At 47.3% G+C, this 18573-nt stretch carries 18 protein-coding genes; 14 read left to right on the top strand and 4 right to left on the bottom strand.

Annotated elements, in window-relative coordinates:
• The first annotated feature begins 14 nt into the window (after positions 1–14).
• From BC351_RS39555 to BC351_RS39530, 6 genes are all read left to right on the top strand, one after another.
• Positions 15–1124 carry a C40 family peptidase gene (locus BC351_RS39555; RefSeq protein WP_079421173.1) on the top strand — a complete coding sequence of 370 codons (1110 nt, stop codon included), beginning with the start codon at positions 15–17 and terminating at the stop codon, positions 1122–1124.
• Positions 1125–1240: 116 nt separating this feature from the next.
• A complete protein-coding gene (locus tag BC351_RS39550; protein WP_079421172.1) occupies positions 1241–1462 on the top strand; it encodes a hypothetical protein in 222 nt (73 codons plus the stop codon).
• Positions 1459–2256: a hypothetical protein gene (locus BC351_RS39545; RefSeq protein ID WP_079421171.1), complete on the top strand. Its 798-nt coding sequence runs from the start codon at positions 1459–1461 to the stop codon at positions 2254–2256. The genes BC351_RS39550 and BC351_RS39545 overlap by 4 nt, the downstream gene beginning before the upstream one ends.
• 4 nt (positions 2257–2260) lie before the next feature.
• Positions 2261–3457 carry a glutathionylspermidine synthase family protein gene (locus tag BC351_RS39540; RefSeq protein ID WP_079421170.1) on the top strand — a complete coding sequence of 399 codons (1197 nt, stop codon included), beginning with the start codon at positions 2261–2263 and terminating at the stop codon, positions 3455–3457.
• Positions 3454–4101, top strand: coding sequence for a hypothetical protein (locus BC351_RS39535; protein ID WP_144028684.1), 648 nt, complete (start codon positions 3454–3456; stop codon positions 4099–4101). Before BC351_RS39540 ends, BC351_RS39535 begins: the two co-directional genes overlap by 4 nt.
• A complete protein-coding gene (locus tag BC351_RS39530) occupies positions 4098–4487 on the top strand; it encodes a DUF350 domain-containing protein (protein ID WP_079421169.1) in 390 nt (129 codons plus the stop codon). The genes BC351_RS39535 and BC351_RS39530 overlap by 4 nt, the downstream gene beginning before the upstream one ends.
• A gap of 10 nt (positions 4488–4497) precedes the next feature.
• Here the strand turns inward: BC351_RS39530 and BC351_RS39525 are convergent, their stop codons facing one another.
• From BC351_RS39525 to BC351_RS44060, 3 genes are read right to left on the bottom strand one after another with little or no spacing between them, the layout of a single operon-like run.
• A complete protein-coding gene (locus tag BC351_RS39525; RefSeq protein WP_079421168.1) occupies positions 4498–5553 on the bottom strand; it encodes an HD-GYP domain-containing protein in 1056 nt (351 codons plus the stop codon).
• Between the two features lie 47 nt (positions 5554–5600).
• The gene (locus BC351_RS39520) at positions 5601–6671 is read right to left on the bottom strand and encodes a ThiF family adenylyltransferase (RefSeq protein ID WP_079421167.1); all 1071 of its coding nucleotides are present in this window, start codon (positions 6669–6671) and stop codon (positions 5601–5603) included.
• Between the two features lie 22 nt (positions 6672–6693).
• Positions 6694–7395: a molybdenum cofactor biosynthesis protein MoaE gene (locus BC351_RS44060; protein ID WP_079421166.1), complete on the bottom strand. Its 702-nt coding sequence runs from the start codon at positions 7393–7395 to the stop codon at positions 6694–6696.
• 131 nt (positions 7396–7526) lie between these two features.
• On the opposite strand from BC351_RS44060, the gene BC351_RS39510 reads away from it, so the two are divergent.
• The 8 genes from BC351_RS39510 (at position 7527) to ytvI (ending at position 17620) form a co-directional block, all read left to right on the top strand.
• Positions 7527–7997: a molybdopterin-dependent oxidoreductase gene (locus BC351_RS39510; protein WP_079421165.1), complete on the top strand. Its 471-nt coding sequence runs from the start codon at positions 7527–7529 to the stop codon at positions 7995–7997.
• 11 nt (positions 7998–8008) lie between these two features.
• Positions 8009–9457, top strand: coding sequence for a bifunctional metallophosphatase/5'-nucleotidase (locus tag BC351_RS39505; protein ID WP_244209334.1), 1449 nt, complete (start codon positions 8009–8011; stop codon positions 9455–9457).
• Positions 9458–9574: 117 nt separating this feature from the next.
• The gene (locus BC351_RS39500) at positions 9575–10387 is read left to right on the top strand and encodes an undecaprenyl-diphosphate phosphatase (RefSeq protein ID WP_079421164.1); all 813 of its coding nucleotides are present in this window, start codon (positions 9575–9577) and stop codon (positions 10385–10387) included.
• Between the two features lie 117 nt (positions 10388–10504).
• Complete coding sequence (locus tag BC351_RS39495; RefSeq protein ID WP_079421163.1) at positions 10505–11638, top strand: HD-GYP domain-containing protein; 1134 nt, start codon at positions 10505–10507, stop codon at positions 11636–11638.
• Between the two features lie 74 nt (positions 11639–11712).
• Positions 11713–13935 carry an MMPL family transporter gene (locus BC351_RS39490; RefSeq protein WP_244209333.1) on the top strand — a complete coding sequence of 741 codons (2223 nt, stop codon included), beginning with the start codon at positions 11713–11715 and terminating at the stop codon, positions 13933–13935.
• A 129-nt stretch (positions 13936–14064) separates the two neighbouring features.
• Positions 14065–15192, top strand: a complete 1128-nt coding sequence (yfkAB, locus tag BC351_RS39485) for a radical SAM/CxCxxxxC motif protein YfkAB (RefSeq protein ID WP_079421162.1) — start codon at positions 14065–14067, stop codon at positions 15190–15192.
• Between the two features lie 71 nt (positions 15193–15263).
• Positions 15264–16559 (top strand): hemolysin family protein, encoded by a 1296-nt coding sequence (locus tag BC351_RS39480; protein ID WP_079421297.1) that lies wholly within the window; start codon positions 15264–15266, stop codon positions 16557–16559.
• Positions 16560–16573: 14 nt separating this feature from the next.
• Positions 16574–17620, top strand: a complete 1047-nt coding sequence (gene ytvI / locus BC351_RS39475; protein WP_079421161.1) for a sporulation integral membrane protein YtvI — start codon at positions 16574–16576, stop codon at positions 17618–17620.
• 76 nt (positions 17621–17696) lie between these two features.
• Here ytvI and BC351_RS39470 read toward each other — a convergent pair whose 3' ends face one another.
• Complete coding sequence (locus BC351_RS39470; protein WP_079421160.1) at positions 17697–18386, bottom strand: C40 family peptidase; 690 nt, start codon at positions 18384–18386, stop codon at positions 17697–17699.
• Positions 18387–18573 lie beyond the last annotated feature (187 nt).

Below are 18573 nucleotides of genomic sequence, written 5' to 3'. Positions count from 1 at the left end.
GGAGTAGAGAAGTTATGTGGAAAAGGCTAAAAGTAGTGGCACTAGGTAGCATGGTTGTCATGATGGCGACTACGACAGCTTGTGGGAGCACCCCGAAAAGTTCCAAGCTTTCAGCACCAACGCCAAATTCACCGACACAATCAGGTACAGGCAATACACTAACCCAGAGCTTATCTCAATCTGGCAGCAACGTAATCCAAAGCGGAAACGTAGATGCGGTCCTCCCCCTTAAAGTAATTAACAATGTCAATTATGTAGCTGCCAGTGAACTTATTCAAACATTAAAGTTCCAGTCAGATTGGGATGCCGCTAATCAGAAGCTGCTCATTGGAGATAATGATGCGAACTACGAATTAACGGTGAACACAACGAAAGCGATGAAGGACGGTTCAGACATTCAAGTGAGCCAGCCTTTTATCAAAGAAGGGGACACGACGTACGTACCGGTCTCAGCATTGTCAGACTTGTTTCAGGAGGATATGTCTTTTGAAATCAGCAAAAATCAATTGAAGATTCATCCATCGCCTGTAGCACCTATAGAGAGCGAGGATGCAGCTGATCCTAGCGGCACCACTAATGAGCTTGGGTTCGGCGAGGATCCGCAAGATCCTTTTAAAGGCGCGAAGAAGAATGAAAGTCCTGTATCCGGCAATCTGCTGCTGGAGAATGAGCTGCAAGTGTGGTCCCCTTTAGGACAAGATCAAGTTGTTCCCGTTCTGAAAAACGTTGATATTAACGCGATGATCAATAAAGGCGAACAATATTTGGGAGTAAAATATAAATTCGGTACAGGTCCCTACCCAGAAACTGGGAAGTTCGACTGCTCCACTTTTACCCAATATGTATATGGAAAATATGGCATTAAGCTGCAGCGATTGGCTCGTCAGCAAGCGACTCAAGGCACTTTGGTAAGCCGGAAAACGCTCCGCAAAGGTGATTTAATGTTTTTCTATGTGCCGGGTCGTTTTAAAACGAACAAAACAGTTGGACATGTAGGCATCTACATTGGCAACATGCAAATGCTGCACGCATCCCCGGAGCCTAAGAACGGTGTTCAAATCTCAAATATTGATAAAGCTTACTGGAAAGCAACTTTTCTTCGAGCAAAACGGATTGTATATTAATCGGTTAGCGTCTATCCTTAGGGGTAGGCCTTTTTTATTTTCTGGAAAATTGAAACAAATCGACAGTTTGTGCGTTTTATCTAGTATAAAGTCATGGATGGAGGAGGAATAATTCGATGAATATTACCCTTTACGAAAAAATGGTGGACGGACAGCTGCAAAAAATTAGTGATCGTCCCTGGGATGACAAGCTGATTTCGGCTTTGAATGTGGCTAATTTTCTTCTGGTTAACGGCAAGGAGTATGAAATGATTGAAGGCAGATTGAATTTGGATTTGAATGTGTTTGAGATTTTATTGGTATCAGTAAATTCAGAAGGGGGAGTGAATCGGCCGTGAAGCGACCGCTCAAAGTACTTTCAGCTTCGCTAGGGATTATGCTTGCCGGCCATTTGCTGCTTCTCCCGGCGCATGCCGCGGAGTCTCCTAAGCCGAATGCAGGTTCAGCCAAGCTGGTTGAATGGTCTACGGACGAGGTGAAAGCGTTTTTCGACCCTGCCTTGGATTGGAGCTTGCCCATTCCTTCCGCGAAGGAGACGGGGAACTCCTCCACATCGGGTGATTCAAGCTCCGGCAGCGGCACGGCACCGATTATCGTAAATCAAGTTAGCGGCGGCAGCGGGTTCGGTTGGGATGATTTGTTATTGTATCATTTGATTTTTAATACAGTAAGCCCGTATTCTTCGAACAACTGGGGAAGCAATCATCGCTCTTCCTATTATCGTTCTAATACACCGTATGTGAGCAAAACGTACCAACCAAGCACATTTACGAATCGTTCCACAACCAAAGCCCCGACAACATCAAGCGGAACAGGAACGTTTACGACCAATAAATCATCAACAGCAAAATCGGGCTCAACAACGCCCAATACACCAAGCAGTGCTTCAGGTTCATCTTCAGGGACGAAAGGAACTTCAGGAACCTCAGGAACTTCAGGAACTTCAGGAACCTCAGGAACTTCGGGAACCTCAGGGTCCAAAAGTTCTTCAACGAATTCTGGCTCTTCGGGATCGGTCAGCAGCAGTGGATCGTCATCTTCCAAATCGACTTCAACGTCTTCCGGCAGTATTGGCGGCAAGTCAAGCGGCTTCAGCTCATCATCCAGTTCTTCATCCAGCTCAGGAGGTTAACCTTGTGGTGTTTGAAGTGATAGGATCACCTTCGCCAGATCGACAAGCTCAGGTGACGAAGCTGGCCGAACTGGGATTTACTTGGGCGGATCTGGCAACCGAGGAATATTGGATTGATCAGATTGTGCTGATGGATCGAACATCTTACGATGAATTAATTCACGCTGCTGAATGGCTGTGGCGTGTGTTTGATAAAGCTGTCCGATATGTCACAGGAAGCCGCGCATTATACAGGCAGTTGTCGATCCCGGAAGTGCTGTGGGATGGGTTGGATCGGCTCCAACCGAACGATACGGGCTTTATTAGCCGGTATGCGCGATTTGATTTTACGGTGAATCAGGATGGCCGAATTAAGCTTTTGGAACTAAACGCGGATACACCAACGGGATATGTTGAAGCAGCGATCGCGACGCCTTGGTTATGCGAGGCCAAAGGAATCGAGTCCCCCAATCATGCGATGAAAGACCTCGTTCGGGCAGCTTGGGCAATTGAAGCACCTGACTACGCGGCCTGTACGGCCTATGGCGAGCATATGGAAGATACAGGGACAATAGACGCATTTGTAGCACATAGCGGAAGACAGATGACCTGTGTGGACACTCTGGACCTATGGATTGATGAAGGTGTTGTAAAAGTAGGGAAGGAGCACATCATCACCAAAATGTTTGCGCTTTATCCGAAGGAATGGATGGGCGTGGATGATGGCGGGGAAGCATTAGCCTATGCGATAGAGGAGCAGTTCATTCAGCTGTTCAATCCTTTACATGCCGTCATTTTGCAATCCAAAGGCTTACAGGCTTTGATTTGGAGCTTGCATGAAAGCAATGATGCCATCTATACAACTGATGAACATAAGGCTATTGCAAGCTATATGCTGCCTACCTATACAGAACCGCTGCTCACACGAGATTACGTGTCCAAATCGATGTTCGGCAGAGAGGGCGGTTCCGTAGAGCTTTATGACGCCAAAGGAGACATTGAGGTTAAAGATGAGGCTGGATTCGATACAAGTGTATTTTTTGAACGTGTATATCAGCAGCGTGCTGATTTGCCGGAGCTTTCTTTTGCTCAAGGGAAGAAGCATTTGTTAACGGGGCTTTTTGTATTAAATGGCACGCCTTGCGGACTTTTGGGGAGAGCGGGCGGAATAATCACAGGCAATACGAGTCAATTTGTAGCGATTGGAGTGAAGGCACCTTGAAAAAAAAGCGAATTTGGATATTGGTACTAGTCGTTTTTGTACTTTTTCTGATTTCTCGGGCATGCAGCGTTGCTGCAGATAAGAAGCTAGCCGATTCGAGCAAGACGGCATCGGGAGATGTATCAAGCGTCAGCGGCGTGACCGGGGATGTACCTTGGGATTATCAAGTTCGGGAAGCAAAGGTCGGAGATTTGTTGGATGGCGACATGGTCTTATTGCCGAATAATGAACGTATTTCCAATGATCAGAATTTTGCAACCGGTGAACAGATCTGGGTGTTAAGCTCCATACAGGCGACGATGAAGGCAGATAGTCAAGGTAAAAATGATGTGACCTTGTCGCAATGGAAGCCCATCAAAACGTTCAAAACGAAAGAGGAAGCGGACAAGGATTTGGCTGAGTTGAAGGTCGAAATCAAGACGGAGGTCAAATTAGTTGGTGTCTACAAAACGGAGCTGGATGGCAAATTCCGCTACTTCGCTGTTGTCGAGCTGCCAACGGGGCAGAAAGTGAAGCAGCCGATCCCAGAAGAGCGCTATACGGATTTCAAAAGTAAGAAGGATGTGCAAGTGATTTTAGAAGAAGTGCATGATTACAGCAATTATGATCAATCAATGGCGAAATTCCGGGGGTGGGCAGAGTGATAGTGTTTAACGTTGTAGTCAGTTTATTCGTGATTGTCCTGCTGCAATTCGGGGGCATGTATATTTTCAGCTTGATGACGCCTTATCGTGAAATGGAGGAGGTCAACAATGGGAATGTCGCGGTTGGCATTTCTATGGGGGGCCAATTTGTCGCAACAGCGATTGTTCTAGGCATTGCGGCTTATACTAATTCATCCATCTCGCATATGAGTTTATGGTTTGCTGCGGGGTACGTCTGCGTGGTCGCTACTTACTGGGTGTTCGATTGGCTGACGCCAGGGGTTAAGCTGTCTGATCAATTGAAGCAAGGGAATGTCGCGGTTGGCACCCTGCTGGCTGCAGTATATATTGGAATTGCGATTGCAGTCAGCAGTTTAATTGTTTAATTGCTAATTCTTATTCGATTGCGATTTGCGTGATTTCGACGTCTTGCAGCTGAGACAGATCCAAGAATTCATTATTGATGTTAATGAGCGGTCGGAAGAAATCGGAGGGATTCGTCATGACGATCCGCCCGACGCGTCCATCGCTCAGCGACACCTTTTTGCCGATAAAGTTAGGAATCATGTTCCGGATAAACACTTGCGTAATTTTCGGATCCAACTGTCCAAAGCTCATGCGATGCAGTTCTTTCAGAACAATAAGGAGATCACGCTTTTCCTGATAAACACGGTTGCAGATCATCGCGCTATAGACATCAGCGACCGAAATAATTAAGGAATGGGAATGAATTTCGGTGCTTTTCTTGCGCATGGGATAGCCGGACCCGTCCATGCGTTCATGATGCTGCAAGGCAACAAGGGCTAGGGTGTTATCTTTCATTGAACTCTTAATGATTTCGTAGCCATAAATCGTGTGTTTTTGAATTTCATTGTATTCATCATTCGTCAATTTAGCAGGCTTGTTCAGGATATCCGGGTGAATTCTACTTTTACCGATATCATGGAGGTAGCCTGCTTTTCCTATGTAAAGCGCATCTTTTTCGCTTTTGTTCATCCACTTGGCTATGTAATAGGAAAGCATGCCGACTTGTACACTATGTTGGTACGTATAGTCATCTTGGCTGGTTAAGGAAAGCAGCAAGGAAACTACGTCTTTTTCTTCCTGAAAACTGTCAATTAAAGGATTGAAAGCGGACTCAACAACATCGTTATCAATTAAACCGCCTTCTCCTACGGTAGTGAAGATATCTTTAATAGCTGTAATAGAGTTGCTAAAAGAAGATAATTGCAGGGCATTGGCTTTACGAACGGGAACTTCACTTGGCTCGAGTTCTGCTCCAATCGTGTTTCTGGGCAGGATATCTACATATTCGACATTGTGGCGATTGAGCATATGAATATCGCCTGCATCCAACACAGTTCCAGAGGATAGCAAGTGAAGGCCTAACGAATTGTAAGAATCGGAAATCAGTTTATCGCCAACGATTAATTGCAAGACATGAATGTGCATTGAAGTTCCTCTCCTAGGCCTATAATCAGTAGGTATATGGTAATATACTACATCCCAATATAACGGCTGTAAAGACTTTTGGCCTGAATTAAATCATCGGTCCCTTGAATCAAGACACGGCCTCCCGGGAAAATGACCATATGCAAATCAGGGGCAGCTTGAAACTTAAGAAGGAAGCGATTCTTCTCAACCGGTCCGAGAGGTTTCAAACGTTCTTCCCAATCGTCAAGCGACTTGGTGGAGGGGACAATAGGTTGGATCTGGACCGAGTTCCGTCCGCACAAGGATTGAATCGTGTCGTTCTCGAGATGTGCTTCCAAATACTCATACTGCTTCTTCGCACAGGCAGGACAATCCGGCTTCAATGCGCCATCGACCCGAATCGCGGAGTGCTGATTGAACCATAGGTCCCATTGCTGCATTTTGAGATTCAGCTGTTCCTTTGCGCCAATAAGCAGTTTCAGGGCTTCGGTGGATTGAAAGGAAGCAACGACATGAATGATGCCGCCAATAACGCCGGCCGTATCACAGGTTTCAGCTGTTCCGGCAGCGGGAGCCTGGGTGAACAGGCAGCGCAAGCAAGGCGTTTGTCCGGGAATGATGGTTAAAGAGACGCCTCGAGAGGCAACTGCACCGCCATAGATCCAAGGAATTCCAAGCTTCATGCTCACATCATTAATGAGGAAGCGAACGGAGAAATTATCGGTGCCATCGAGAATCAAATCCACATCGCTTAATAAGTCTTCAGCGTTCGTGGAATTGAGATCAGTAACGTGAGGTTCGATGGCAACAAGTGAATTGACGAGCTGCAGCCGTCTTGCGGCAGCAATAGCCTTCGGTGTTGTTGTGTTAGCGTCTTCCTCATCATACAGCATTTGACGCTGCAGATTGCTGGTGTCGACGAAGTCGCGGTCAATCAGACGCACATAGCCGATCCCGGCACGTACCATATGATTGGCAAGTACGGTACCAAGTGCTCCCATGCCAACGATGGCGACGCGGCTTTCCCCCAGCTTGCGCTGCCCTTCCGCACCGATCGGGGAGAAGAGGATTTGTCTGGAATAACGGGCATCTACGTGATCTATTGGTTGGTTATCTACATGTGAATGTGAGTTCAAGGTCGCTCATCTCCAATCGAGTTTATTCAGTGGCGGGTATCTCGAGCGGGTTCCAAGGCCCAGTTTGGCTGCCTTTCCACTCGGAACCGTCTTCCCATATCTCTTTTTTCCAAATGGGTACGATTTGCTTCAAGCGCTCAATCGCATAGCGGCTTGCTTCGTAACAATCCGCCCGGTGAGGAGAAGAAACGGCAATAACTACACTCGCTTCGGCAATAGCGACCTTGCCCAAACGATGGGTAATGGCGCAAAGTGTACCAGGCCACTTCGCATCTATTTCTTGGCCGATGGATTCCATGGTTTTGAGTGCCATAGGGGTGTAGGCCTCATATTCTAGAAGGACGGTGCGCTGCCCATAGGTCATTTCCCGTGTCGTGCCGATAAAAGCAAGGGAAGCGCCATGATTCGGATGGTTGACTTTCGCAGCTACGGAGGCGGCATCAATGGTTTCGTACGTTATTTCATAGTTTGCGGGTTGCCCTCCCGAGACTGGGGGGATTAGCGCAAGCTCATCTGCTTCGGTGACAATCTCTTGGCTGCCGGCATAGGCTTGGTTTTTGGCGAAGAAGCAAGTTTGCAGGGGCTCGGATGCCGTCGGATAAGCAGCAGCGATCTGTTCCTTGAGTTGTTCAATAGAGATCGTTTCTTGCTGAATGTCTATGTGTAGGACAGAAGTCCCGAACAGGTCAACCAGACCTGCGAATAGGTGAATGTGAAGTTTCATGAGTCTGCTCCTAATGGCTTATATAGTAGGAATCCCCTACAGCATATCATATTTTGCCCTGAAAATGGTATAATGGGTAAGCCTCTGGAGAGGCCAATCGGAGTTATTAGGTTGAAAGGAGATCGGATTGTATGTCATTGGAAACCCACATACGAGTGTCAGACATCCATATAGCAACGGAAGATTTTACGGTCGCCCAAATGGTTGAGCTTGCTGAGCATAAGCTGCCCCTTGAAACGCGGGTTCCTGAAGTACAGGGGAATGCGTTTGATTTAAAAGACTGGTATCGAAGCTGGAAAACCAGCCATGCAGGCAAGGCTTTGGATGAACCAACTCATGTTAAAGTAGAGGCTGTGGATGAGTTCCAAGCGCTTATGCCGTGGTCTGAGGTAGAGAAAGCTGTGTTTCTATACGAACAGGAGGGACAACCCCTCCAAAAAGGATATCCGATACGACTTTATGTACCTGATGGCAGCAGTGAATGTCTGAATGTCAAAAGCATCGTGAACATCTGGTTTCTGCATGATCCTTCGCTCGGAGAAGAGTCGACCTTCGGGTTCAAAAATCGAGTCTCACTGGAAGAAGTCTGGAAAGCGTGGTGACTGGTTTGTCTGTGCCTTTGCAACGACTAGTAATTTTACATACGAATGATTTACATAGTCATTTTGAACAAATGCCCAAAATCAGCGCCTATTTTGATCGTGTTCGTCGGTTGTGGCCGGCTGATCAGGTATTGACGCTGGATATCGGCGATCATATGGACCGGATGAGACCTGAAACAGAAGGTACGAATGCGATTGCGAACTTGGAAATTATGAATGCAACCGGTTATGAGGCCATGGTGGTCGGAAATAATGAGGGACTGACGTTTACCCCGGATCTGCTCAGCGCCGTTGTCAAAAACCATGCAAGGTTTCCTATTATTGGCAGCAACATTATCGATATGGCGACGAATCAGACGCCGGAGTGGATGCAAGTTTCTCACATCCTTGAGAAATCAGGTCTTCGGATTGGATTAATTGGCGTTACTGCGGCCTATCAAATCTATTACGAGCTGCTAGGGTGGCTTGTCACTGATCCTATCGAGGCTGTAGAAGCTCAAATTCGGCTTCTGCGCCCTCAAGTGGACATCCTGATTGTGATGTCCCATTTGGGGCTGAGAATGGATCAGCGGATGGCTGAGGAGCTGGAGGGGATCGACGTGATTCTGGGCGGACACACCCATCACGTGCTGGAGGAGCCGCTTCTTCTGCGCGGCACCTATATTTGTGCGGCCGGCAAGTATGGTCAGTACGCCGGCCACATTGAACTTGCCTACGATTCGGCGCAGCGCCGAATCGTGGAACTGCACGGCCGCGTCGTCCCGATGACGGCGGAACACGAGGAAGACAGCAGCGTGGCCGCGATGCTGGATCACTACCGCATCGCCGGCGCAGCGGCGCTGGATGAGGAAGTGACGCAGCTGCGGCAGCCGCTGCGCCTGGACTGGTACGGCGAATCCCCGCTCGGCAACTTGCTTGCCGCAGGGCTTCGCCGCTGGACCAGCGCCGAGATCGGGCTGGTCAACAGCGGCCAACTCCTTCAGGGACTGAAGGAGGGGCGGTTAACCAAAGGCAGATTGCTGGACATCTGCCCAGGGCCGATCAACCCCTGCCGGCTGCTGCTCAGCGGGGCGGATCTGCTGCAAGCGCTCGAGGAGTCGCTGATCGGCGAGTTCATGGAGAAGCCGATTCGCGGCTTCGGCTTCCGGGGCGAGGTGCTGGGCGTGCTGTGCGTCGACGGGATAACCGTCGAGCTGGATAGCTCCCGCGCACCCTATGAGCGAATTCTCGCCGTGTATGTTGGCGAGAAGCTGCTTGAGCTTGATCGTGACTACGTGGTGGGTACGATTGATATGTTTACGTTCGGCTCCGGTTATTTATCGCTAAGCCGGGGGAAGGAAGTGACCTATATGCTTCCTGAATTTATTCGCGATATACTGGCTTCTGAGCTGCGGGACGAGGAAGCGATCGTCCAAAGTCAAAGCTTGCGGTTCACGGATCTAAGTATTTCGGCAAGCTGAAATTATGTAGTTCGTGTAAAGCTTTATCAAAAAAGTTGTCAGAATCACCAAGTTGCAAGTAGAATAGATAATTGGACAGGCATCAATTAATTAACTCTCACAATTTAGGGGGAAACCATGCATACTATTTTTGAAGCGATCATCATTGGGATCGTCGAAGGCTTGACCGAGTTCTTGCCCGTCTCATCTACGGGGCATATGATTCTAGCGCAAAGCTTGCTGAACACAGAAAATGATCAAGTGATGAAAACTTTTGATTTTGTCATCCAATTGGGGGCCATTATGGCTGTCGTGATCATTTATTGGAAACGTATTTTATCCTTGTTTGGTTTAGTGAAAAGAAAAAGTGAAAGCAGAACTGGCAAGAAGTTGAACTTGCTGCATATCCTGATCGGTATTTTGCCTGCAGGTGTGATTGGTTTGAAATTTAGCCATGTTGTCGATGAGAAGCTGTTTAACACCACGACGGTTCTCGTTGGTCTGGTCTTGGGCGGGATTCTGCTGATCATTGCTGAAAAGAGAAAAGCCCAGCCGAGTACGATGGTTCTGGATGACTTAACGTATCGTCAGGCTTTCTTCATCGGGCTGTGGCAGCTAGTCTCCATCTGGCCAGGATTCTCACGGTCCGGCTCTACGATTGCCGGGGGCATGCTGTCTGGCGTAAGCCGCGCAGCTTCTGCTGACTTTACGTTCATCATGGCAATTCCAATTATGTTCGGCGCATCAGGCGTGTACTTTTTGAAAAATTATGACGCTCTTTCTTCCACGGATTTACCCTTTTTCGCAGTTGGTTTTATCGTAGCTTTCATCGTCGCTTTGTTAGCGGTTGTTTCCTTTATCAAGCTTGTTCAAAACATGAAATTAACGTATTTTGCTTACTATCGGTTTGCCGTAGCTATCGTTTTTGCACTTTATATGTTCTTAAAGTAATCATATTTCAAATATTTAGCGAACCGCGTCGAATGATGCGGTTTTTTCTGTTGAACTTTTTTGTGAAATCTATTACATTTAGATAGAAAATAACGCTCAGCTAGCGGGGGTCCTTAAATGCTGTTAATGCCGATCAACATGTGTCATCCTGGAATGAGGCTGGCCAAGAATATTTACAACGACGATGGTATGGTGTTGTTGGCCGTTAACGTGGAGCTAACTCAGAGACTAATTGATCGGCTTTTTTCGTATGGTATCGATTATATCTACATAGAAGATTCAAGAACGGACGATGTCATTCAAGAGGACATCATCCAAGACGAAACGAGAACCCGAGCTGTCATCGAAATTCGAAATACATTCAAGAAAGTGATGGAGGATTCGAATAAGCGCGGGGCTGTCAGCTACTATGATATTGGAAGAAATTTTCGCGATGTAATGAGGATGATTATTGACGACTTAAGCGCCCATCAGGGGGCAATGGTTATGCTCAATAATATGAATATTAAAGATAATTATCTTTTCCAGCATTCCGTCAACGTGAGTATTTATGCGATTATGCTGGGGATCAGCTACGGCTACAGCCGCGAGAATTTGGAAACACTGGGACTAGGCGCTTTGCTGCATGATATTGGCAAGACCAAAGTACCGCTGGGTATTCTGCGCAAGCCTTCGCAACTGACACCAGAAGAGTTCACGGAAATGAAAAACCATACGAACTATGGCTTTCAAATTCTGAAGGAAGAACCGAACATTCCGCTAATTTCGGCGCATTGCGCGCTTCAGCATCATGAACGTGTCAACGGAAGCGGTTATCCGCGTGGTCTGCAGGGATCGGATATTAATGAATTTGCCAAATGGATCGGGCTTGTGGATTCCTATGATGCGATGACAACGACAAGAGTGTACAGAAGGCCGCTTCTTCCCCATGAAGCTATGGAGCAGTTGTTCGCTGGATCAACGACGATGTACGACCAGAGCCAAATCGCCTTGTTCCGCGACAAAATTGCCATCTATCCATTAGGAATTACCGTGCGGCTGAACACCGGCGAATACGGGATTGTTTCCAAATTAAACATGGCCGTACCCCAAAGACCAATCGTACGCGTCTTGCAGGATGAAGCGGGAACCGTATTGAAAGAGCCCTACGAAATTGATCTGTCCAAGAGACTTTCTGTCTTGATTTCAGAAATTGGCGAAATTAAAGTGGATGATCTGGGGACAGATCCGCATATACCGACACTTCTTTGAGATACAATATAGATAACGAACTAGAAGAACCTGGGCTCCCAGGTTCTTTTTGCGAGAATCTAGGGGGTACGCTTGTGAGAGAATCGACGGTTAAAGGGAAGTTCTGGAGATGGGGATATGCCATGCACCGCTTCCGCTGGCTCGTATTGGCCATTGGCATAGTGCTGCTTCTCAGCTTTGCGATGTTTGCACAGCAAACGCCTGGCATGTTGAAGGACAATGGCTTCACGCCTAAGGGCAGTGAGTCTGATCAGGGCCTCATCCAGCTGCGAGATGAACTGGGTGTCCCGCTTACGCAGCTGAACTTGGTATATACAGGCGACGGGCTGGATATGACGGAAGAACGGCATCAACAAACGATCATGGATTCACTGAATGATTTAAAGCAGCTCCCTTATGTGGAAAGCGTAAAGTTCGTCACGACACCGCGAAATGAAGGCTATCGGAATGTACAAGCTGTCACGCTGTCCTTGAAGCTGGATACCGATCCGGCTCTAGAGAAATACCCGGAACTTAAGGGACTTGTACATCCGCCCAGTGGGATGAAGGTGTATGTGACGGGCGGACCTGCCATTTTGCATGACATGCAGGTAGCCAGCAAGCATGATATTGCTAAATCAGAAGCAATTGGCCTTCCGATTGCACTTATCGTTTTATTGATTGTATTCGGAACCTTGGTCGCTGCGCTGCTTCCGATGATTGTCGGATTAATGAGCGTAACCTTGACGCTGGGCATCACTTATTTTATTGCGCAGCATCAATCCTTATCGAATTTTCTGCCTAATATGGTGACCATGCTAGGTCTGGCTGTCGGTATTGATTATGCGTTGTTTCTCGTTAGCCGATTTCGGGAAGAACTCAAGCGTCAAAACAGTGTCGCAGAAGCGGTAGCTATGACGTGCCAGACCGCGGGAAAATCGATTTTCTTTTCTGGCATCGCTGTCCTGATTGGATTAATCGGCATGCTGTTCGTTGATTTAACGTTTTTCCGATCCTTATGCCTAGGCGGCGTGATCGTCGTTTCGATTTCCGTAGTCGTAGCCAATACGCTGCTGCTCTCTTTATTAGGTATTTTGGGGACAAAAATCAATTCTTTGCAAGTTTTGCCGAAGCGCTTTCGCAAACAAGAAACGTCCCAATTCTGGGAACGTATTGCTTATACCGTAATGAGACGGCCTGTTCTATTAGTTGTCCTCGTGGGCGGTACTTTGCTGTATACGATGACACCTATCAGTCATATGAAGTTAAGCGTGCCTAATGCGGAAGTACTGCCCCCGAACTATGAATCGCGGTACGGGGCTGATTTGCTCAAGGCTGCGTATGATCCGCGCATGACGGGCCCTATTCAAATCGTTGTCCATACGGAAGCTGAGGTATGGGATGAGACATCTATAGGGCTGATTCGTGCCTATAGCGAGCAGGTGAAAGGCGTATCCGGCGTGAAGGAAGTGCAGAGCTTCATTAGCTCTCTGGGGCAGCATTCGGATCAAGACTTAGCGAGGATGCTGAAGGATGCCAGTGTGAAGTCGAAGATCGAGGACAATAAAATAGCCAAAGGGCATACCGCGTTGTTGATTGTTGTCCCAGAGAAGGACACGGATGACCCTTCAACGGACGAGCTGGTACGCGAGCTGCGCCGCGTAAGCAAGGATGGTTTGGTGATAGCGGTCACGGGCGGACCTGCTTATCGTCTGGATATTATAGATCGAATCCAGAATGAAATACCGGCGGTGCTGATTTTCGTTATGGGAATTACCTATATCGTCCTTCTTTTCGCTTTCCGATCTGTCTTGCTTCCGCTCAAAGCAGTGCTCATGAACATGCTGAGCTTAGGGGCAAGTCTGGGGATTGTGGTGTTAGTTTTTCAATACGGCTATTTGGCAGATCTTTTGCATATCACTTCGATCGGTTATATCAGTGCGACGCTGCCAGTGATTATCTTCTGTGTTGTCTTCGGGATATCCATGGATTACGAGGTGTTCCTGATTTCACGAATTATGGAGGAATACGAGCAAAGCGGTGACAATGATAAGAGTACAGCAGAAGGCCTTAAAAAAACAGGGAGCTTAATTACGAGCGCTGCTTTCATTCTAGTTGTGGTCGTAGGGTCCTTCATCTTCACGGATATCGAAATTATGAAGGCGCTTGGTCTCGGATTGGGTCTTGCGGTTCTGATTGATGCCACGATCGTTCGCGTCATGCTGGTTCCCGCGCTGATGAAATTGTTAGGCAATGCGAACTGGTGGGCGCCAAAATGGCTGCATATCCGAACAGATAAAGCGGCAGATAAGCCGTAATTGACAGATACGGTCCTTGTGGCCGTTTTCTTTTTTTTCAATCATAAGTTACAATATAGGGCATAGGTATAGCCATGATAGCAACATTTGGGCAAGTGAATAGGAAATGATAGGTCAGGTGCATACAGCATGAATATGAATGGAACACACTCCATCTTACCGGAGCTAACCCCGTCTTACGATCCATGGGACCCGATTCGGTCTTATCGTAAATTTGGGAAACATGTATTAACCAGTGTCGAATTGACCATAACAAATCTGTGCAATATGCGATGCGAGCATTGTGCGGTAGGGGATTCTCTTACTATGACAGAAGGACCTCGCATTCCTTTGCCGGTCATTTTGAATAAGCTTGACGAGGTCGAACATTTGGAGACAATCAGTTTGACAGGCGGAGAACCCTCCTATCATATCAAGATTGTCAAAGATTATATGCTCCCGATCCTCAAGTACGCGCGCGAGCGTGGCATTCGTACGCAAATCAACTCGAATTTAACCCTTGATCTGGAACGTTATGAGCTGCTTGCTCCTTATTTGGATGTGATGCATATCTCATTCAATTACTTGAATGCCGATGATTTCCATCAGGTCGGCTTTGTGAATGCCCAGCGGCCAGTTGGACAAGAAACCGCGGCTCGGATGTATGAGCGGATGGTTGAGAATACGATTGCGCTGAGCAAAGGCGGGCTGTATGTCTCGGCCGAATCCATGATTAATACGCGAACACATGAGAAATTGCCGCAGATTCACGAGCTGATTAATGAGATGGGCTGTAAGCGGCATGAGGTTCATCCCATGTATGCGAGCTCATTCGCCTCGCATCTGCCGATGGTCTCTCTGGACGAGTTAAGAACGAGTATCCATCGGCTTCTAGACAGCCGCAACCCTGAGATGTGGATGCTGTTTGGGACTTTGCCTTTCTTCGCTTGCAATGAACTGCAGGAGGATCGGTTGTTGGTCAAAAGGCTTCGCGAAGAACCGAACGTAACGGTCAGGAATGACCCTGACGGCCGGAACCGGCTGAACGTAAGCACTTTTACAGGCGAAGTGTTCGTGACGGACTTTGCCAACGAACCGCCATTAGGCAGCATTCACAATGACGGTCTTGATACCATATTTGCCCGTTGGGAGCATAATCCCTTGAATCAGCGTGTGAACTGTTTCTGCAGTGCGGCTTCATGCTGCGGTCCCAATCTTTTGGTAGCCGATTCGTATTACCGAACTGTTGATTTTAAGAACCGTAAAGCTATTATCTAAATCATCTATTCTGAAGGAGATATACGCAATTGCCACATACGTCCTTTGATTTCGGTACGATAGTTCTCAACATGGTATTGGTCATTTTTCTAGTTTTGCTTAATGGTTTCTTCGTTGCTGCGGAATTTGCACTTGTGAAGGTGCGTCAATCGCGTATCCAGCAGTTGGTTAATGAAGGCAGCGGCAAAGCGAAATTTGCCAATACGGTAACGTCCAAGCTCGATACTTATTTGTCTGCTACCCAATTAGGGATTACACTTGCTTCTCTCGGTTTAGGGTGGGTTGGCGAGCCGGCGATTGCTGATCTGATAATGGAACCTCTTTTTCACAAATTAGGTGTGGAACCTTCGGTGTATACAAGCGCCGTGTCCTTCATCGTTTCATTTGGAATCATTACTTTTCTGCATATCGTGCTTGGGGAGTTGGCACCGAAGTCATTCGCGATTCAAAAACCGGAGTTAACCTCTTTGTGGCTCTCGGCACCGTTGCTTTATTTCTATAAGATATTTCGTCCGATCATTTGGCTGCTCAATGGAACGGCGAATAAATTTCTGTCTTGGGTCGGGGTTGAACCCGCCAGCGAGCATGAAGCCGCTCATACCGAGGAAGAAATTCGAATCCTGATGGATGAAAGTGTGAAAAGCGGCCACATTGATCAAGATGAAATGGTGCTGTTCGATAATATTTTCGAATTCTCCGAACGTATTGCCAGAGAAGTTATGCTGCCTAGAACGGACATGGATTGTCTGTTTCTGGAGCTTGGCTTTATTGAAAACTTGCGGATCGTTCATGAAACCAAACATACCCGATACCCTGTAGCCACACAGGATAAAGACACCATTGTTGGCTTTGTACATATTGTTGATCTACTGACAGCCGACCCGGATGTCGAACAGGAGATAAAAAGCTTTATCCGGCCGATTCTCAATGTTCCCGAGTCGATGGAAGTCAGTCGTGTTTTGAAATTAATGCAGAAAAAGCATTCTCAATTGGCTATCGTTGTGGATGAATACGGCGGTACAGCCGGACTCCTCACACTAGAGGACATCATGGAGGAAATCGTCGGCGAACTGCATGATGAATTTGATACTGACGAGCGCCCAGGTGTTGAAGTGAAGGAAAAGTATACATCCGTAGACGGGCGTGTATTGATCGAAGATTTGAATGACATGCTTGATCTTGAAATTGAAGATGAGGATGTGGATTCGATCGGCGGTTGGCTGTTTAAGAAGCTCGAAGGCGCTCCTGTTAAGGGAACAACCGTGGAGTTCGGCAATCATGTGTTTGAGATATCGGAAGTAGATCGCTTGCGAATCGTACGTATTCACATTACCAAAACAAATCAAGTAAAACCCGGAAATGAATAAGCGGAGGAATCCCTATGTCGCCTAAGACGGCCTTAATTATGGTGCTTGGCATGATTTTGCTTTACGGCTTGTTTACCATAGGGCTTCCCTTTCTACTCGCACTCGTGACGGCTATATTCTTGGACCCGTTGACGATTCTTCTTACACGTATCATCAAGGTGAACCGATTTGTTGCAGCAACCATCATCAGTACATTGTTCACTTTGCTAACCTTGACATTGGTTTACTTCATCGGCCTGAATGTTGTCACTGAGATTATAGATCTCGGCCGCAAAGCGCCAAATTACATGGCTGAAGTCAATAAATATGTCGATCAGGCTGTCTTGAAAACGCAGGTATTCTATGATTCCTTATCACCGGAAATGGCTGCACAGGTACAAAGCTGGGTGGAGAGAAGCACGGCAACCTTAACCAGCGCTTTAACCGATGCCCTAACCGGGATCTCTGGATTTTTCTTAAACATGGCAGGGAAAATTCCGAATTTATTTATGTTAATGATCGTGTACGTCATCGCGTTGTATCTATTTATGTACAGCTTGCCTAAGCTGAAAATTGCCTTCCTTTCGATGTTTGAAGAGCAAACCAAAGATAAAATGGAACATGTGCTTGTCTATTTGCGGGAAGCTATTTTTGGCTTCATTCGGGCACAGCTCATCATGGCAGTATTGACGTACTTGGTTACGTTCATGGGGTTATTGCTGCTGAATGCGGAATACCCGCTGGCGATTTCGCTGCTGGTCATGGTCATGGAGTTCGTTCCGGTCGTCGGTACAGGACTTGTCTTTATACCGTGGCTCACCTATCAACTGCTGCTTGGACATACAGGGATGGGCGTGGGATTATTGATTCTGTTCCTTGTTTTGACGATATTCCGCAGGATTGTAGAACCTAAGGTGTTAAGCGATGCAGTTGGCATTAACGCGCTTGCGGCGCTGATTAGTTTGTATTTGGGCTTCGAGCTGTTAGGGATCACGGGACTATTCCTAGGTCCGTTGGTCGTAATTATTTATCAGGCTATGCGCAAAGCAGGCTTGTTGAAATTAAACATTAAGCTGGACTAATCCAGCACATTCTCGTTTGCATAATCAAAAGTCCTTGCCTTGTTGCTAAACAGCAACAAGGCAAGGACTTTTTTCATTAAAATACCCGTTTGGCTCCCAAATATTTCGGTCCCCAATACGAGTTCATAAGTGCTTGAGGATAAATCCCCGCGGAACGCGTGGCGGATAGGAACTGGCCGTTCCCCATGTAGAAGCCGACATGATCCACGACTCCGGGCGCAGCGATTGCGAAGAATACGAGGTCGCCTGGTTGCAATTGGCTTGTATTGACCGATGCACCGCTGTCGAAAAGCGCCTTGGCGGTCGTCCGTGCGGCAGGAATTCCAAATTTCTGAAACATGAAATAGATGAAACCGGAGCAATCGAAACCTGCCGCGGTGCTGCCGCCCCATACATAAGGGACATGCTCATACGTAAGTGCATCAGCGAGCAACGCGCGCTTCGTTATGGCATGGGAAATGCTGGTCTTCGTGGTCACATCAACAACACCTGTTTGCGGCAAAAGATAAGCTTTCTGGTAATCCTTAACAGCTTGTGTCGTAATCGTTCCAAAGTAACCGGTTACCGTAGGATATGTAAAAAATCCGAGGGTTTTCAAATTTTGCTGCAGCTCAGATACGGAGGAACTGCTCATTCCTTGTGTCAGCTGTGTGCTGCTGGCAGAAGCGGCTGCGGCAGATGCAGGCAAAGCATCTACTAGACTGCTTGCAGAAACCGTCATTGCAAGTGCGGCGGCAAGAAGTAGCTTGGATTTGATTATCATCATTCCCTCCTGTTGTCATTCATGGTGAAATGTCGAGAACTGATCTTATTGTAGCCGCTAACAATAGGGTTAGACCAGTTGGAAATGTTGGAAATCATGTGATTTTGGCCAAGTCCTGCTGCATATAACGAACATATAGGCATTTGGCGCTATGGATAATTGCACGGAATTTGAAAATAAAGGAGGAGAC

This window comes from Paenibacillus ferrarius (assembly GCF_002027705.1).
Lineage (GTDB): Bacteria > Bacillota > Bacilli > Paenibacillales > NBRC-103111 > Paenibacillus_E > Paenibacillus_E ferrarius.
The sequence above is the reverse complement of the archived record's forward strand: the minus strand, read 5'-3'. Positions and strand labels throughout refer to the sequence as shown.

Excerpts from the sequence above, each read along its gene's own strand:
- BC351_RS39525 (WP_079421168.1), bottom strand. The coding sequence starts at position 5,553 with ATGCACATTCATGTCTTGCAATTAATCGTTGGCGATAAACTGATTTCC.
- BC351_RS39470 (WP_079421160.1), bottom strand. The coding sequence starts at position 18,386 with ATGATGATAATCAAATCCAAGCTACTTCTTGCCGCCGCACTTGCAATG.
- BC351_RS39510 (WP_079421165.1), top strand. The coding sequence starts at position 7,527 with ATGTCATTGGAAACCCACATACGAGTGTCAGACATCCATATAGCAACG.
- BC351_RS39550 (WP_079421172.1), top strand. The coding sequence starts at position 1,241 with ATGAATATTACCCTTTACGAAAAAATGGTGGACGGACAGCTGCAAAAA.
- yfkAB (WP_079421162.1), top strand. The coding sequence starts at position 14,065 with ATGAATATGAATGGAACACACTCCATCTTACCGGAGCTAACCCCGTCT.
- ytvI (WP_079421161.1), top strand. The coding sequence starts at position 16,574 with ATGTCGCCTAAGACGGCCTTAATTATGGTGCTTGGCATGATTTTGCTT.
- BC351_RS39500 (WP_079421164.1), top strand. The coding sequence starts at position 9,575 with ATGCATACTATTTTTGAAGCGATCATCATTGGGATCGTCGAAGGCTTG.
- BC351_RS39495 (WP_079421163.1), top strand. The coding sequence starts at position 10,505 with ATGCTGTTAATGCCGATCAACATGTGTCATCCTGGAATGAGGCTGGCC.
- BC351_RS39555 (WP_079421173.1), top strand. The coding sequence starts at position 15 with ATGTGGAAAAGGCTAAAAGTAGTGGCACTAGGTAGCATGGTTGTCATG.
- BC351_RS39480 (WP_079421297.1), top strand. The coding sequence starts at position 15,264 with ATGGTATTGGTCATTTTTCTAGTTTTGCTTAATGGTTTCTTCGTTGCT.
- BC351_RS44060 (WP_079421166.1), bottom strand. The coding sequence starts at position 7,395 with ATGAAACTTCACATTCACCTATTCGCAGGTCTGGTTGACCTGTTCGGG.